This window comes from Clostridium psychrophilum, assembly GCF_018861705.1.
Classification (GTDB): domain Bacteria; phylum Bacillota; class Clostridia; order Clostridiales; family Clostridiaceae; genus Clostridium_AD; species Clostridium_AD psychrophilum.
On the sequence record NZ_JAHLEC010000079.1, the window covers coordinates 1 to 15,147 of the forward strand.

The window sequence follows — 15,147 nt, forward strand, 5'->3', positions numbered from 1 at the left end:
ACCTATGCTATCCTCAAGATAGAAAGCTCGAAGAAATTCTGGGGTGAAGTTGATATATGCATAAAAATGAACCTAGAATTAGCAATGGCTTGAGAGTTTCCGAGAGTACTAACCTAAATTTATAAGAGGTGTTTAAATGTATATTATCTTTCTTTCATTAATCTCCATATATTTATGCTACAAATTTGGTGATTGGGAAAATTGGGAGAAGTATTATCCTACAATACTTTTTTTTATTTTAAGTAGTGTATGTTGTGCCTTTTTAACATACAACCATCCCTTATGGCTTTATCCACCAACAATAATAAATCGTACCTTTACAGATTTGTTTATTTCAATAACTGTATATCCATGTACAATAATGATGTTTATTCCTCATTTACCAAAGAAAATATCAAAAATATTTTTTCATGTTTCTTATTATGTTGCCATTTATACAATTCCAGAATTTATTGCTGTTAAGTTAGGTCTTTTTATATACAATAACGGATGGGATATATGGCATACTTTATTATTTAATTATATAATGTTTCCAATAATAATTCTTCATTATAAAAAACCATTTTATGCCTGGGTTATTGCACTAGTAAGTCCACATATTTTATTTTATATTTTAAAAATACCCTATAGTATTATAAGATAAAAAAGTAGTAGAAATATATTTTCTACTACTTTTTCATCTTATTTATTTCATATTAACTGTTTTATAATATTTTGTACTCTAATTATGAACCCAAATATTTTTTTATTTTGTAAGCTGATTTCTGTCTTCCATTTGAGGCGGTTCTTCCATCCATTTATGTTCGATCATTAGTTTGCCACCTTTTTTTGCATAACCAAATGTATCCTTTGCAATGAGTGAAAGTTTAGTGTGTAAATCGCTTCTCATACTAAAAGATGTGCCTAAAGCATTATATCCAATGGCGGAGCTTGATATTAAGCTAGTTGTATACATCATAAGTTTATCTGAATAAGGTGTTGTAGTTGAATCTGTAGCTTTACCTGCCCATGTACTAGGTGGCTGAATATCACTTTGTAATAACACATCACTTAATTTAGAAATGATTTTTTTTGCTAATTCTTTACCTTCTAGAAAATATTTTTTGACATCTTTGTCTGTTGCAACTTGTGAAAATCCTGTCATAAGTTGCATACCAAAAATATTATCTTCAATAGCTTCATTAAGAAAACCAACCTCAATTGTATTTAATGATCGTGTTTCAGAAAAAGGATTATGTCCACTCATGTAATTTTTATCTTCAATAAATTCTACTTGTTTTGGCATAGTTACATATGGTGGCTTTGCAAGCACTCCTTTTCCTAATAGATAATTCGTTGACAAAACATAATATTTATTAGCAACATCGTAGTTAAGCTTTAATATATCTTGAACTTCTTTCATATATGACATAGCTGAAAATACAGCAGAATGGCCAAAATTTAATTTCATCATCTGACGAAGAACCATTATATTAAAAATGTCATCAAACAAAGGAAGTGCTCCCCTTACAATATCTCGTTCATCAAACCCTATTGGAATAACTACTTTTTCATTATTAAATACATTCACAATTTTATCCTTTACACTTTGTCCTTCAGTAATATAACTTGTTAATATGTTTTGAGCTTCTTTATCAATAGTTTTATCTTTCATAAACTCACATTTTATTAATGTTGCGCATGCTGATTGATAAGTCATCCATAATATACCTAGTTCTGATGAAGTTAATTGTATTTTTGCTTCAGTTGTCATTTATATCCCTCTTCCTTTTAAAATTTATAATATGATGTTAACAAAAAAATATACAAATGTATTTCAAATAAAATATTTCAATTTTTTTATACATATATATTAATATAACCCATTTATAAATATTCTACTCCTATGCATATTTTGTATTGTTGATTTTATTAATGCCTTTTCTAAGAAAATTGTAAAGTTTGGGATAATAAACTATATTTTAATCAATAAATATTCATAGTTTTCTTATTAAATTTCTGTTTACAAAGATATAGAAGACAATTGCATGCCTTCTTTTTTATTTCTCATTTACAAAAATCATCTAATATAGTATAAGTTTTATTGATTACAAAAAGATATTAAAGACCATCTATGTCCTATTTCTTAATCATAAATTTACAAATGTACTCTCCATTGATTAGTCCAATTGGCTTTCCATCATACTTTTCGCATATATTTAGATTTATATTTCTTATACAATTTTCACATGGAAATATAAAAGTGTTTTTTCTATATTTATTATCCAATGAGAAGATTTTATCAATCCTTTTAAATTCATTCATATCTACAACTCCTATAAATAATAATCTAACTTCAATGTCTTTAATATTTTAAAAAATATAGAAAGTATTCATTATAGAGGTAATGTAATTGTTTTCTATAAATAATTTGAAAAAGGCAGAGACATAAAAATCTCCTGCCTTTTCCCTTTGAATTACCTTGTTACATCTATTAAATCTACTATAGATCAACTTATTTCTATTTGCCATTATCTTAAAGTGTACAAATCGTCTCAAGTGCAACTTCAATCATATTTGTAAAAGTTGTCTGTCTTTCATTTGCAGTTGCAGATTCACCAGATATAAAATGATCACTTACAGTTAATAAAGCTAACGCATCAACTCCATACTTTGCAGCTATAGTGTATAGAGCTGCTGCTTCCATTTCTACTGCAAGGCATCCGAATTTAGCCCACTGCTTCCAGTCATTTGCATTGTCTCCATAGAAAGTATCTGAACTAAATACATTACCTACTTTAGGATCAAATCCCTTTAAAATAGCTATATCGTATGATTTCTTTAATAATTTAAAACTAGCAGTGGGAGCAAAATTGCTTCCATTAAATCTAATACTGTTTATATTAGAATCTGTAGATGCAGCCATAGCTATAACCAAGTCTCTTACCTTTACATTTTCTTGATATGATCCACAAGTCCCAACTCTAATTAGATTCTTAACTTTATAACTTTGAATTAATTCATTAACATAGATAGATATAGAAGGCATTCCCATACCTGTTCCTTGAACTGAAACTCTTTTACCTTTATATGTTCCTGTATATCCATACATGCCCCTAACTTCATTATAACAAATAACGTCCTTCAAAAAGTTTTCTGCGATAAACTTTGCCCTTAATGGATCACCTGGTAATAATATACTTTGTGCGATTTGACCTTCTTTTGCATTTATATGTGTACTCATTTTTTAGTACCTCCTGTATCTTATATGATTTATTTACAGTTCATTTTGTATTAATTCCCTTTTGGATATTGTTACACCTTTTTGCAGCAACATTATAATTATAAAAACGCCTATTACTATTATTGCTTCAAATGTATACAAATGTTTAAATATTTCTCCATAACTTTGTCCAGTTTCGCGATAACCTGCTATCATTTTTCCCCATACAAATGAAAGCACAAATCCACCTGAATTCCTTATAGAAGTGTATAATGAAAGTTTTTGTAATAAACCCTCCAGTGGTAAAATACTGGAGGGTTTATTAAACAAATATAAATACTCAGCATTTAAAACATCTTGTAATTATTGTCCCTTATAATAAGGTACACCATCAGCCTTTGGAGCTGTAGAATTTCCTACAAAAATGACTAAAATAATTAAGGTCAAAATGTAAGGTAGCATTGATAAAATTGACGGTGGAATCTGAATTATAGACGCGCTTCCACCAAGTATAACAACCAAAGCCTGAGCAAATCCAAAGAGAAGGCATGCAGCCATTGTACCCTGTGGTTTCCATTTTCCAAATATAACTGCAGCCAGTGCAATAAAACCTTGCCCTGAAATAGTAGACTGTGTAAAACAATTTACTACAGCCAAAGTCATTGCTGCTCCACCAAATCCTGAGAGCACCCCAGACGTAAATACAGACAAATACTTCACTTTAATTACATTGATTCCCAATGTATCTGCAGCAGCTGGATTTTCACCCACTGCTCTAATTCGTAATCCCCAACTTGTCTTATATAATACAAACCACATAATAAAAACGAAAAGGAAAACTATGGGTATGGTAAGTCTCACATTTAATGTTTTTAAAAGCAGGTTTGATGAATTTGTAGCATAGTTACCAAACAAAGTTGGCATTTGATTAGGAACCGTTTTTGTCATTGTACTTCCTTCAAATAATTTTCTTCCAAGAAATAGTGCAATGCCTGGTCCAAGGAAGTTAATTGCAACACCTGATATAGTCTGATCTGCCCTAAAAGAAATACATGCAACCGCATGTATTAAAGCAAGCAGTCCTCCTGCTAGTCCCCCAGCCAAAAAACCAAGCCAAGGACTCGCTGTGAAATAACCCACTGCTGCTCCTGCAAATGCTCCAATAGTCATCATTCCTTCAATACCGATATTTACCACGCCAGCATTTTCGGATATTACACCTCCAAGACCAGCGAACATTAACGGTGCAGAATACATAAGTGTAATACTTATTGCTAGTAATATACTAGTGACCATTTTTCACCCTCCTCTTCTTCATCTTTTCAGATATCATAGTAAACATAGAGGCTACTGCAACAAAGAACACAATAACACCAATCATTATATTAACTACCTCTGATGGTGCACCAAGGTTCATCTGTATTGTGCTTCCACCAAATTGAAGACCAGATAGAAGCAATGCTGTAAATATACATCCCACAGGCGAACTATTAGCCATTAGTGCCACAGTTATCCCATTGAATCCATATCCCGGCGCAGTTGCGAGAGTTACCAACGCATGAGGAAGAGAACCCGCCATTTGGAGAGCACCTGCAAGTCCTGCAAGTCCACCAGCAACAAACATAGTCAAAATGATATTTTTTTTGACACCAATTCCAGCAAATTCAGCAGCATCCTTGTTCAAACCTACTGCTCTGACCTGATAGCCAAATGTTGTTTTATACAATATGAACCATATAAGTATAGCGACAGCTATGGCTATAATAATGCCATAATTGATGTCAGTACCCAGTAGAATAGTAGATAATGTCTGATGGGAAGCTAAAAACGCTGCCCCCTGTTGTGTTTCTTTCCAATTTACAAGTAAATTGGTCCATGCATTATGTTGAATAGCAATAGAATATTGTGTATTCTTTATTCCAATTCCTGGTACTGATATTAGATAATTATTAAAGTATAATGCTATCCAGTTAAGCATGATAGTTGTTATAACCTCATGTATACCAAATTTTGCTTTAAGATATCCTGCGAAAGCTCCGTACAGACCAGCAGCAAGTATGGCCGCAAGCATTATTACGATTATATTTATACCTGGTGGCATTTTAAACATGCTACCAACTAAAACAGCCGTCATGGCTCCAACAAGATATTGTCCCTCAGCACCGATATTGAAAAGTCCTGTCTTAAATGCGAAAGCAACACTAAGACCTGTTAGAATATTGGGCATTGTCAAAATCATAACCTGAACCATATTTGATGGATTTGTGAAAATACTCGTTATCATCATAGAATAACAATCAAATGGGTTATACCCAGCAAATGCGAGTACAATGGCTCCTACTATAAAACCAAGCATAATAGCCAGCACTATTTTGGTAACTGCCTTATTCAGCAATTCAGCAATTTTATATTTCATTCTTTTTTTCTCCTCCCGCCATTAGAAGTCCTATTAGTTTCTCGTCGACTTCACCTTGCTTAAACTCTGCTACTATATGCCCATCATATAAAACGCATATTCTATCAGAAACGTTTAAGATTTCATCAAGTTCAAATGAAATAAGTAAAATTGAATGCCCACTATCACGATGCTTTACGAGGGTACTATGTACAAATTCTATGGCTCCTACATCAAGTCCCCGGGTTGGTTGAAATGCAACAAGTAGCTCTGGGTCGTTTGAAAGTTCCCTTGCAATTACAACCTTTTGCTGATTACCACCAGACAAATCTTTCACAGGTTTTGATGCACAGTCTTCCGGTCTAATATCGTATTCTTTGATAGAATCCTCGGTAAATTTATTTATTGCTTTTTCACTTAGAACAAAATGTTTAGAAAATTGTAATTTTTTATATTTTTCAGTTATAAAATTGTATTTAACCGGAAAATCAAGAATTAGCCCCCGTTTTTGTCTATCTTCATGTATGGTACAAATGCCATGTTCAATAACATTACGTGGCGATGTATTTTGCAATTCAGTTCCATTTATTGATATTTTTCCTGACTTCACCTTTTTAAGGCAAGTTATTGCTTCAACAAGCTCTTTTTGACCATTACCGTCAATACCTGCAATTCCAACAATTTCTCCTTTTCTAATGGACAAAGAAAAATCTTTCACCCTTTCTATTTTTCTGCTGTCTTCTACCGTAAGGTTATCAATTGTAAACACTACTTCTTCTGGCTTAGCTTTTGACTTTTTAACTTTCAAGTTAACTTCTCGTCCCACCATCATTGAAGCCAACTGCTGCTCAGTTGTATTCTTAACATCAACTGTGTCTATATATTTTCCACGGCGAATGATAGTGCAATACTGTGAGGATTTCTTAATTTCTTTTAACTTATGAGTTATAATAATTATTGTTTTACCGTCCTTAGTAAGATTATGCATAATATTAATAAGTTCATCTATTTCCAGAGGTGTTAAAACGGCGGTAGGCTCATCAAGAATAAGAATTTCTACGCCTCTGTACAATGCCTTCAAAATCTCAACCCTTTGTTGCATTCCCACAGATATATCCTCTATTTTTGCATCAGGATCAACATCAAGTCCATATGTTTCTGATAATTTTTTAACTTCACTTCGAGCTTTAGCAATATCCAAAATGCATCCGGCTTTAACTACTTCTTTCCCAAGCATAATATTCTGCACCACAGTGAACTTTCCTACAAGCTTGAAATGTTGATGAACCATACCAATTTTATGTTCTATGGCTACGTTAGGATTTTTCATTTCCACATTCTTGCCGTTAATCAATATTTCACCACTATCAAGTGTATAGAGGCCATAAAGGATGTTCATAAGTGTAGTCTTTCCAGCTCCGTTTTCACCCAGAAGCGCATGTATGCTTCCTTTAGTGATCTTTAGATTTATAGAATTTAATGCACAAAAATCATCAAAGTATTTATAAATTGACTTCATTTCCACAGCATATTGTTGTTGATCTTTCATGTTTTACCCTCCTTCTTTTTATACTTAAACATATACTTATATTATGCACAATAAATCATGAATTTCCATGATTTATTGTGCATAATTAAACTTATTTAATATTTTTGTAAAAATATTTTTTAATATAAAAAGACACTTTAATACATTTTTAAATGATTATTTTAATGTATTAATATACGTGTTAAATGTAGCCTTGTTGTAAGGAGGAACTATCTTTCCTGCCACAACATTTTTGTCAACCGTCTTTGTTTTGTCAAGAACGTCTTGACCACACATTTTTATAGCTTGTGCTGTATATGGAACTCCAACTCCATTCTCTTTAAGACCATAACTAAGTGTCTTTCCTCCAACATTTACTCCATCTTTAATTTGCTTTGAAACTGATTCTGTCACATTACTAACGTTTTTCAATGATGAAGTAAGCATATTGTTTGGTGCAAGATATGCTTGATCCATATCAACGCCTATACAAAGCTTATTTTCACTCTTTGCCTCAGCAACCATACCCTGTCCAACATTTCCTGCAGCAGTAAATATAATATCTACACCTTTAGCATACATATTTTGAGAAATTGCCTTGCCGAGAGACGAATCACTAAACGAATTTGCATATTGTACATTAACTGTAATAGTTTTTCCAAGCTGTTTTGCACCATAAGCAACGCCAGCTCTATAACCATAGTCAAATTGATCAATTACAGTTCCTGAAATTCCGCCGATAAATCCTACTTTGTTAGTCTTAGTCTTAAGTGCTGCAATATAACCAACAAGAAAAGAAGATTCTTGAGCCTTAAAAATTACACCAGTAACATTACTCTGATGTGGTGTCATTGCATCATCAATAACTGCAAATTTTACATTAGGATATGCTTTTGCAGAAGCTTTTACAGCATCCTCCATTAAATAACCAATTCCCCATACAAGGTTATACTTGTTGCTAGCAAACTGGTTCAAATTTGACGGATAATTAGAGCTCTGGACTGATTCCAAATACTTAACCTGAACTCCTTTATTATTTTTTGCAAATGATTGAAGTCCCTTCCATGATCCTTGATTGAAAGACTGATCATTAACTCCTCCTGTATCTGTAACCATGCCATCTTTAAATGTTGGTGTCGTTGCAGTTTTAGTAGCTGTTTTACCTGAACTTGAACAACCCGCAAATACCATAGTAACAACTGACATCGACATAATTAAACTGACTAGCTTTTTACATTTCATAAAGATCCCCCTTTTATTAATATATTACAGGCATAAACTGATAGATTAATGTACTAACCAGTTATCAGCCCGCTTAACTATTTAATTATATATTTCTTTACTTCTTTTGCATAGTAAACTATAAATAATATTTAATTTATAGTTTACTATGTTTTTAAAGTTCGAATATCACATGTACTTTTTCTTACGACCAATTTAGGTTCAACGATATTGCATCTCCAAGGTAATTTATTATTTATTATCCTTTCAATTAAAAGTTGAACTGCTTTTCCACCCATTTGATGAATAGGTAACGCAATAGTTGTTAATGGCACATAAAGCATCTTTGAAAAAAAGATATCATCAAATCCCACCACAGATATTTGATTAGGAACAGTAATGCCCTTATTTTTTAAGCATTCAAATACTCCATAAGCCATCATATCATTGAAGACATGTATAGCAGTTATACTTGGATCAATATTTAAGATTTTTTCAGCACCAATACGTCCTGATTCTATGTGATAATTTCCTTCTACTACAAGTTCTTTTCTGAACTTAAGCCCACTTTCCTTAAATGCCGTTTTAAATCCTTCTAGTCTGTATTTTGTAGCTTCTAAATGGGACGGCCCTGTTAGACAACCCACGTTTCTGTGTCCCAATTCAATAAGATGTCTGGTTGCAAGATAGCTTCCCATTTTGTGGTTTCCGATCACACAATCGGACATAATTAAAGGATCGGATCTTTCAACTAAAACAACTGGAAGTATATGGTTTTCCAAAAACGTTTCAATTAACGACAAGTTCTTATCATTAATGTCCTGTGAAAGGGTCATAATAATACCATCTACGTTTTTACTTACCAATATACGAAGATATCTCATAGTCAATTCATAACTGTCTTCTGTATCACAAAGCATGATATTAAAACCATATTCTGCTGCCTTTGCACTAATACCTTTTGAAAGCTCTGAAAAAAATGGATTTGATATGTCTGATACGATAAGTCCCAAAGTTTTGCTTTCTTTTTTAACAAGGCTAATTGCAGTTTGATTAGGAATATAGTTAAGTTCCTGAGCAACCTTTTTAATTATATGCTTTGTCTTGCTACTAACCCGTGTTGTTTTGTTGTTTAAAACAAGTGAAACTGTTGTGATTGAAAACCCAGTCTTAACTGCAATGTCTTTTAGTGTCACATTCATATTAACCTCTATCTATTTAGTTTGTAAAACGTTTACTTATTGTAATAAACTCCTAATATAAATTACTGTTAGATAATTGTTATACTAGTGGTAAAACGTTTTACCTTGTAATAATATCACCATTTTATGTAATTGTAAACATCTTTTTTTGAATATTCTAAAAATAGCAAATCTGTCATTTTAAATATATTTTAAATTTTATTTCTAGTTCCTTACAAATAAAAAAGTTCTGTGAATTATATATTATATGATGTCTATATTAATTGGCCTAATAGTAATAGTATTAGTATTAGTATATCTAAAAAAAGCAACACTATTTATTACATTTTCTTTGTAATAAATGGTGTTGTTTTTACCCTTATGCTATTTGATATTACCTGCCCCTGAACTTTGTGGTCCATAAATCGGAGGTCTCCTAGTGTTCTTTTGCTGTGAAGATTTTGATTTTTTTTCTTCAATAATCTTTTTCATTATTTCAATGTTTTTGTTTATATCATTTTTCATATCATTACCTACTTTTTATTTATTTTTTATATTCTTATAATACGTTTTAACCCACTATGCTCCAAAATAATATTCATAATAAATATTTTCTAAGTATAGTTCATTCTTTTACTAATTTATTATACCCTAAAAACATTCCTTTGAGTATAACCTATAATTAATATATTTTTCACTCTGAAATGTCGTTAAATATTCCATTTCAATTTATCAATTATATAAATGAGACTTTTTCCTATTCCCATAAGCCTTGAGTTAATTTTTCAATTTCTTTGCGCCTTTTTTTAGTTTCTTCTATATCAATAAAAATCTTATTGTTTTCAAAAATTAGTACATCCCCTTCTTTAACTTCAGAGGGTAAATTAATTTTCAAAATATTTATCATAGCTTTATCTTCTTTTTCACATACAGCATAAAATCCCTCAAATCTATCAATAATTGCCTTCATCTAATTACCTCCTGCACATATATTACAAGGATCTGTGTGTCCTGAACTTATTGCTTCTTGTTTTGATCCTTCTAAAATTGTTTTACTTCTTTTTAACGTGCTGCAATTTTTATCATAGTGATATGACTTTCCCTTTTGCGTAAAATAAACCTTCTTAATATTTACATTGCTTGAAATCTTTGTTTTTGTAATTGGTATATTAACTACATTCTTTGATGAAGTATTTAACTTGCTAACAACTGTTCCAGTTCCATTATAAGTATAACTTCCTGGCTTTACGTTAAAAGTTATATCATTACCATTACTAGTTGCAACTATTGTTCCACTTTCATCCGTCCTATATACTTTAATACCTTTATCCTGCAATTTCTCCATTGTCGACTTATGAGGATGTCCATAACTATTTCCTTTACCTACTGAAATAACTGCATATTTAGGGTTTACTTTATCTAAAAAAGCCTGTGAAGTTGAAGAATTGGAACCATGGTGTCCTATCTTAATCACATCAGCACTTACATCAAACCCTTTTGATAGCATTTCATTTTCAGATATATCCTCTGCATCTCCATCAAACATAAAGCTATTATTGCCAAAAGTTACTCTAATTACAATTGAATAATTATTTAAATCTTCATATCCACTACTATTAGGGGCTAAAATGGTAGCTGTTGCACTACCTACTTTAAACGTCTGCTCAACTATCGGTAGAGTAACTTTCATTCCCTTAGCTTTAATTGCACTTACTACATCTTGAAATGTCTTAGTATTCGACGTAACCTTTGGCATATAAATTTTGCCTACTTGAAAACTTTTTATTACATAATCGAGTCCTCCAATGTGATCTTCGTGAGGATGAGTCCCTACAATATAATCCAGCTTTGTAATACCTTGTTCTGATATATAATTTTTAACAGTATTTGAGTCTTCATTATTTCCTGCATCTATTAACATTGAACTTGAACCTTGCTCTATTAAAATACTATCTGCTTGTCCCACATTTATATAATGAACTTTTAGATTACCGTATGTGCTCTTTTTATTATCAACTGATATTGTATTTTTAATAGGTTGATGTGCTTTCTTAGTTGTACTCTGATTTGATTCTGCTGGCCTTGATAAAACTGTTTTTTTACTATTTTCAGATATACTTGAGCAACCAATCAAACTAAAAATAAGCATTAATCCCAAAATAGAGCTTAGATACCTTTTCATGTTTCTCATTTAAATCCCCTTATAACCAGTTTATTTACATTAATCTTAAAATAAGATTATCATACCTATATTTATATTCAAGCATTTACATAACTGCTAATACATTAATCTTTATGGTTAAATAATGACAATATAATTAAAACATTCTATTGTCATTATTCAACAAATATCTGCAAATATCCTTCAATTTTTATGTAAACAATTAAATTATTCCGCATGTTTTGATAAATAGATAATACTTATACATTTAAAAATAAAATCCGCAAAAAAATAGGTCCCTAAGTAATTGGGGGCCTATTTTTTTATTATAAACTATTAAATGAGTGTGACCAATTATTATCTTTGAACGTTTGATGCTTGCAATCCTTTTACTCCATCTACTACATCAAATTGTACTTCCTCACCCTCATGTAAATTCTTTCTTGCTCCCTCTTCCTTTATTGATGAATGATGGACAAATACATCTTCACCATTTTGAGCTGATATAAACCCATACCCTCTCTCACAATCATACCACTTTACTATACCTGTTTTCATGATTTTTCCCTCTTTCACTTCTATATTTAATATAGCTTTTCTAAAAATAAATACTTTGATAAAGGTGCAAGAATACATATTAAACGTAAATTAATCAAATATAACGCAAGTATTTATAATACTTATATTTGGCTTATTTATTATGTGATAATTTAGAACGTTTGGTGAATTTGTCATTATTTGTATCTATTTTTACACCATTTTCAATGCCTATATTGCCACCATTTTGTGGAAACATTTTTCTTAATTCAGCATTAGTTTTTTTATCAGATTTCATATGGCTTTTATTATTGTCCATAAATACCCCTCCTTATTGTTGTTACATAATATTAATATAACCTTAATATCATAAAAATATATGTTATAAAAAAGTTACTATAAATGGTACAAATAAGGTACAGAATTAAAATTCTGTACCTTATTTGAAAAACATTTAATTTTAATAAGCCCTTTGATCCCCATTTAAAATTTTTAATGTATTTTTATTATCTTTGAAATTAATTTTAAAATCATTTAGGCAACACAAAAAAAGTCGAACAGTTAGTATTCGGCTCTGAATTTTTGCTTGATTTACATTGCATATTATAACTCATTTGTTAAAGCGGCTCAGGAGATGATTTAACTAGTATATGACTTTCCAATTATTGTTCACTGTTGCTTTAATGGTTTTTCTTTCAAAAATATAATTTGCTATTAGTTCAGCGACATCTATAGGTATATCTTTAATGACAGTTTTCCCTTTAAACATTAAATAATTGCCACCACCACCTGCTCTGTAATTATTCATTACCACATCATAGTCTCCATCCATTTTAAGTGGATAGTTTTTATAATTAATTTTCGTTACTCTAGATTTTATAGGTTTTGAAATATCTATAACATAATCTATTCCTTCCCACATATCATAATTATAATGTTGAAGTTTAAAACGACCACCAGCCTTGCTTACTTCTATTTTGCCATTAACCAAACTAAAATATTCTGCTGTTTTTTCTAAAGCTTCTTTAATATCATAGCCCTTTAATCTAATTACCTTTAGTGTGTTCGGATATTTATAATTTGATATTATATCCCTCATAGTAACATTATGATTAAATCCCTTACATTGATTATCAAAAATAGCTATATTAGATATATCAACCTTTGCTGCATCCATCTGGATATTATTTATAAATTCAGTAAAAGCATTATCTTTAAGCCTTGCTTTCATCGGATCTTTAATAAGCATGTCACCCTCTATTTGTCCCATAGGAATATCAAGCCATGCTTGTGTTGCTGTTTCTATAGTTCTTATAGAATTCAAAATTCTTTTATCAACATCCCTGTCATTTGCATCAATAATTGAGGACATCTTTTTATGTATAGACCATTTGCCAGAGCTTTTAACAAAATCAATTGATATTTTACCAATGCAATTACCATTATAACCTGGCTGAACAACTAGAACACCGTTTATGCATAAATTTTCTATAACTCTATGTTGATGCCCCGTTAAAAGCACATCTATATTACTAACTTTAGTGCATAATTCATAGCCTTGATTTTCTCCTGTAAGTTTTTCCGATGGATTGCCAGTTTCTAAATCTCTTTCAAAGCCACCATGATAGGCCACAATATTTATATCTGTAGCTTCTTGTTTTCTCATTATATTAAGCCATTTATTGGCACTTTCTACTACATCATTAAAATCTAAGTCTTTTATTGTTTCGGGATTTTCCCAGTTAGGAATATACTTTGTCGTTAACCCTAAAATACCTACTTTTAAACCATTATCAAGTACTTTAATAATGTATGGCTTATTAGTAAAACTTTCCCCTGTAGCTTTTTTTGTAATATTAGCGCATAGCCATGGAAAATTTGAAGCTTTAATTGCATTTTCTAAATAATCCCTACCATAATTAAATTCATGATTACCAACCACAGCAGCATCAAATCCGATAATATTCATGGCTTCAATCATTGGATTCGGCATATTATTACTTATTTTAGCATGAAAATATGTAAGAGCCGTCCCTTGAAGCATATCTCCATTATCTATAAGTAAAGTGTTTTGATTTACTTTTCTCTCCGAAGAAATTATAGTGGATAAAATTGCAAGACCACAATCTGAATAGGAATTATCTGAATAATTTATAGGTAATACAGTCCCATGAACATCACTTGTTTCTAATATTGTTAATTTAAATTTTTCGTTAATACACATATTAAGCTCTCCAATCAAAAGATAAGTAATCCCAATAATTAATCTTATCATAAAATAAGTATATATAGCAATAAATCAGTTATCCATTTCATCAAGATATATAATATATAATTGCTTACTAATATATGATAAAAATGCATAAGATACAATTTTATGAATCATTCCTAACATCATTGATAATTATATTTTATATGCTAACAACATGTACATGCCAAAATTCATCAACCCATAGTCCTACTACTCTAACTGGAAGGCCCCATGATTTTACTATATGTGTGGATGCTGCTATATCCATAAAATGTTTGCAGTCACAAACAGGATTTGCAGCACAATCATAATGTCCTACTATGGCAACTATATTAGAGTTATGAGCTGTTATTGAAATTATAACCTTTTCTCTTAATCTTTCATTCTCAACCCATTGTCCTTGAGATAATGTTTTATCCATTCCTGGTTCTGTAATTAAATCCACATAATCCACCTCAAAGTTTTCTTGTAACCACTTTATTACAGGAATTTGGATTCTACCATCAATACAGCTTAGTGCGGTTCCAAATTTTTTTTTCATTATTCACCTTCCCTTTATATTTTGATAGTGTAAACACTATCTTTGCTTTATTTATTTGAAACCTTGCTATTGCAAGGGTTATAACTGTTTTTAATATAAAAAACAATGACCCCCTCTCTTTTGGTATAAT

17 protein-coding genes are annotated in these 15,147 nt (G+C 30.9%); 1 reads left to right on the plus strand and 16 read right to left on the minus strand.

Annotation, left to right across the window (positions count from 1 at the left end):
• Positions 1 to 136: 136 nt before the first annotated feature.
• Complete coding sequence (locus KPL38_RS20365) at positions 137 to 643, plus strand: CBO0543 family protein (RefSeq protein WP_376769037.1); 507 nt, start codon at positions 137 to 139, stop codon at positions 641 to 643.
• Between the two features lie 102 nt (positions 644 to 745).
• Here KPL38_RS20365 and KPL38_RS13985 read toward each other — a convergent pair whose 3' ends face one another.
• From KPL38_RS13985 to KPL38_RS14060, 16 genes are all read right to left on the minus strand, one after another.
• A complete protein-coding gene (locus KPL38_RS13985; RefSeq protein ID WP_216289760.1) occupies positions 746 to 1,753 on the minus strand; it encodes a DUF3231 family protein in 1,008 nt (335 codons plus the stop codon).
• A gap of 365 nt (positions 1,754 to 2,118) precedes the next feature.
• Positions 2,119 to 2,304: a hypothetical protein gene (locus KPL38_RS13990; protein ID WP_216289761.1), complete on the minus strand. Its 186-nt coding sequence runs from the start codon at positions 2,302 to 2,304 to the stop codon at positions 2,119 to 2,121.
• Between the two features lie 211 nt (positions 2,305 to 2,515).
• Complete coding sequence (deoD, locus tag KPL38_RS13995) at positions 2,516 to 3,223, minus strand: purine-nucleoside phosphorylase (RefSeq protein ID WP_216289762.1); 708 nt, start codon at positions 3,221 to 3,223, stop codon at positions 2,516 to 2,518.
• Between the two features lie 33 nt (positions 3,224 to 3,256).
• Positions 3,257 to 3,442, minus strand: a complete 186-nt coding sequence (locus KPL38_RS14000; RefSeq protein ID WP_216289763.1) for a hypothetical protein — start codon at positions 3,440 to 3,442, stop codon at positions 3,257 to 3,259.
• Between the two features lie 123 nt (positions 3,443 to 3,565).
• Positions 3,566 to 4,498, minus strand: a complete 933-nt coding sequence (locus tag KPL38_RS14005) for an ABC transporter permease (protein WP_216289764.1) — start codon at positions 4,496 to 4,498, stop codon at positions 3,566 to 3,568.
• Positions 4,488 to 5,618, minus strand: coding sequence for an ABC transporter permease (locus KPL38_RS14010; RefSeq protein ID WP_216289765.1), 1,131 nt, complete (start codon positions 5,616 to 5,618; stop codon positions 4,488 to 4,490). Before KPL38_RS14010 ends, KPL38_RS14005 begins: the two co-directional genes overlap by 11 nt.
• Positions 5,608 to 7,146, minus strand: a complete 1,539-nt coding sequence (locus KPL38_RS14015) for an ABC transporter ATP-binding protein (RefSeq protein ID WP_216289766.1) — start codon at positions 7,144 to 7,146, stop codon at positions 5,608 to 5,610. Before KPL38_RS14015 ends, KPL38_RS14010 begins: the two co-directional genes overlap by 11 nt.
• 156 nt (positions 7,147 to 7,302) lie before the next feature.
• A complete protein-coding gene (locus KPL38_RS14020; RefSeq protein ID WP_216289767.1) occupies positions 7,303 to 8,367 on the minus strand; it encodes a BMP family ABC transporter substrate-binding protein in 1,065 nt (354 codons plus the stop codon).
• 146 nt (positions 8,368 to 8,513) lie between these two features.
• Positions 8,514 to 9,548 (minus strand): LacI family DNA-binding transcriptional regulator, encoded by a 1,035-nt coding sequence (locus KPL38_RS14025; RefSeq protein WP_216289768.1) that lies wholly within the window; start codon positions 9,546 to 9,548, stop codon positions 8,514 to 8,516.
• A 363-nt stretch (positions 9,549 to 9,911) separates the two neighbouring features.
• The gene (locus KPL38_RS14030) at positions 9,912 to 10,052 is read right to left on the minus strand and encodes a hypothetical protein (RefSeq protein WP_216289775.1); all 141 of its coding nucleotides are present in this window, start codon (positions 10,050 to 10,052) and stop codon (positions 9,912 to 9,914) included.
• Between the two features lie 232 nt (positions 10,053 to 10,284).
• Positions 10,285 to 10,497, minus strand: coding sequence for a DUF3006 domain-containing protein (locus tag KPL38_RS14035; protein WP_216289769.1), 213 nt, complete (start codon positions 10,495 to 10,497; stop codon positions 10,285 to 10,287).
• Positions 10,498 to 11,718, minus strand: a complete 1,221-nt coding sequence (locus tag KPL38_RS14040; RefSeq protein ID WP_216289770.1) for a ComEC/Rec2 family competence protein — start codon at positions 11,716 to 11,718, stop codon at positions 10,498 to 10,500.
• A gap of 327 nt (positions 11,719 to 12,045) precedes the next feature.
• Positions 12,046 to 12,246 (minus strand): cold-shock protein, encoded by a 201-nt coding sequence (locus KPL38_RS14045; protein WP_216289771.1) that lies wholly within the window; start codon positions 12,244 to 12,246, stop codon positions 12,046 to 12,048.
• Positions 12,247 to 12,379: 133 nt separating this feature from the next.
• Positions 12,380 to 12,544, minus strand: coding sequence for a hypothetical protein (locus KPL38_RS14050; RefSeq protein ID WP_216289772.1), 165 nt, complete (start codon positions 12,542 to 12,544; stop codon positions 12,380 to 12,382).
• 324 nt (positions 12,545 to 12,868) lie between these two features.
• Positions 12,869 to 14,500: a bifunctional metallophosphatase/5'-nucleotidase gene (locus tag KPL38_RS14055; RefSeq protein ID WP_246577976.1), complete on the minus strand. Its 1,632-nt coding sequence runs from the start codon at positions 14,498 to 14,500 to the stop codon at positions 12,869 to 12,871.
• 136 nt (positions 14,501 to 14,636) lie between these two features.
• A complete protein-coding gene (locus KPL38_RS14060; protein ID WP_216289773.1) occupies positions 14,637 to 15,017 on the minus strand; it encodes a carbonic anhydrase in 381 nt (126 codons plus the stop codon).
• Between the last annotated feature and the right edge of the window lie 130 nt (positions 15,018 to 15,147).

Bases quoted from the DNA above. Each gene is read 5' to 3' on its own strand.
- KPL38_RS13990 (WP_216289761.1), bottom strand. From the start codon at position 2,304: ATGAATGAATTTAAAAGGATTGATAAAATCTTCTCATTGGATAATAAA.
- KPL38_RS14010 (WP_216289765.1), bottom strand. From the start codon at position 5,618: ATGAAATATAAAATTGCTGAATTGCTGAATAAGGCAGTTACCAAAATA.
- KPL38_RS13985 (WP_216289760.1), bottom strand. From the start codon at position 1,753: ATGACAACTGAAGCAAAAATACAATTAACTTCATCAGAACTAGGTATA.
- KPL38_RS14015 (WP_216289766.1), bottom strand. From the start codon at position 7,146: ATGAAAGATCAACAACAATATGCTGTGGAAATGAAGTCAATTTATAAA.
- KPL38_RS14030 (WP_216289775.1), bottom strand. From the start codon at position 10,052: ATGAAAAATGATATAAACAAAAACATTGAAATAATGAAAAAGATTATT.
- KPL38_RS14045 (WP_216289771.1), bottom strand. From the start codon at position 12,246: ATGAAAACAGGTATAGTAAAGTGGTATGATTGTGAGAGAGGGTATGGG.
- KPL38_RS14050 (WP_216289772.1), bottom strand. From the start codon at position 12,544: ATGGACAATAATAAAAGCCATATGAAATCTGATAAAAAAACTAATGCT.
- KPL38_RS20365 (WP_376769037.1), top strand. From the start codon at position 137: ATGTATATTATCTTTCTTTCATTAATCTCCATATATTTATGCTACAAA.
- KPL38_RS14005 (WP_216289764.1), bottom strand. From the start codon at position 4,498: ATGGTCACTAGTATATTACTAGCAATAAGTATTACACTTATGTATTCT.
- KPL38_RS14025 (WP_216289768.1), bottom strand. From the start codon at position 9,548: ATGAATGTGACACTAAAAGACATTGCAGTTAAGACTGGGTTTTCAATC.
- KPL38_RS14020 (WP_216289767.1), bottom strand. From the start codon at position 8,367: ATGAAATGTAAAAAGCTAGTCAGTTTAATTATGTCGATGTCAGTTGTT.
- KPL38_RS14055 (WP_246577976.1), bottom strand. From the start codon at position 14,500: ATGATAAGATTAATTATTGGGATTACTTATCTTTTGATTGGAGAGCTT.
- deoD (WP_216289762.1), bottom strand. From the start codon at position 3,223: ATGAGTACACATATAAATGCAAAAGAAGGTCAAATCGCACAAAGTATA.
- KPL38_RS14060 (WP_216289773.1), bottom strand. From the start codon at position 15,017: ATGAAAAAAAAATTTGGAACCGCACTAAGCTGTATTGATGGTAGAATC.
- KPL38_RS14040 (WP_216289770.1), bottom strand. From the start codon at position 11,718: ATGAGAAACATGAAAAGGTATCTAAGCTCTATTTTGGGATTAATGCTT.
- KPL38_RS14035 (WP_216289769.1), bottom strand. From the start codon at position 10,497: ATGAAGGCAATTATTGATAGATTTGAGGGATTTTATGCTGTATGTGAA.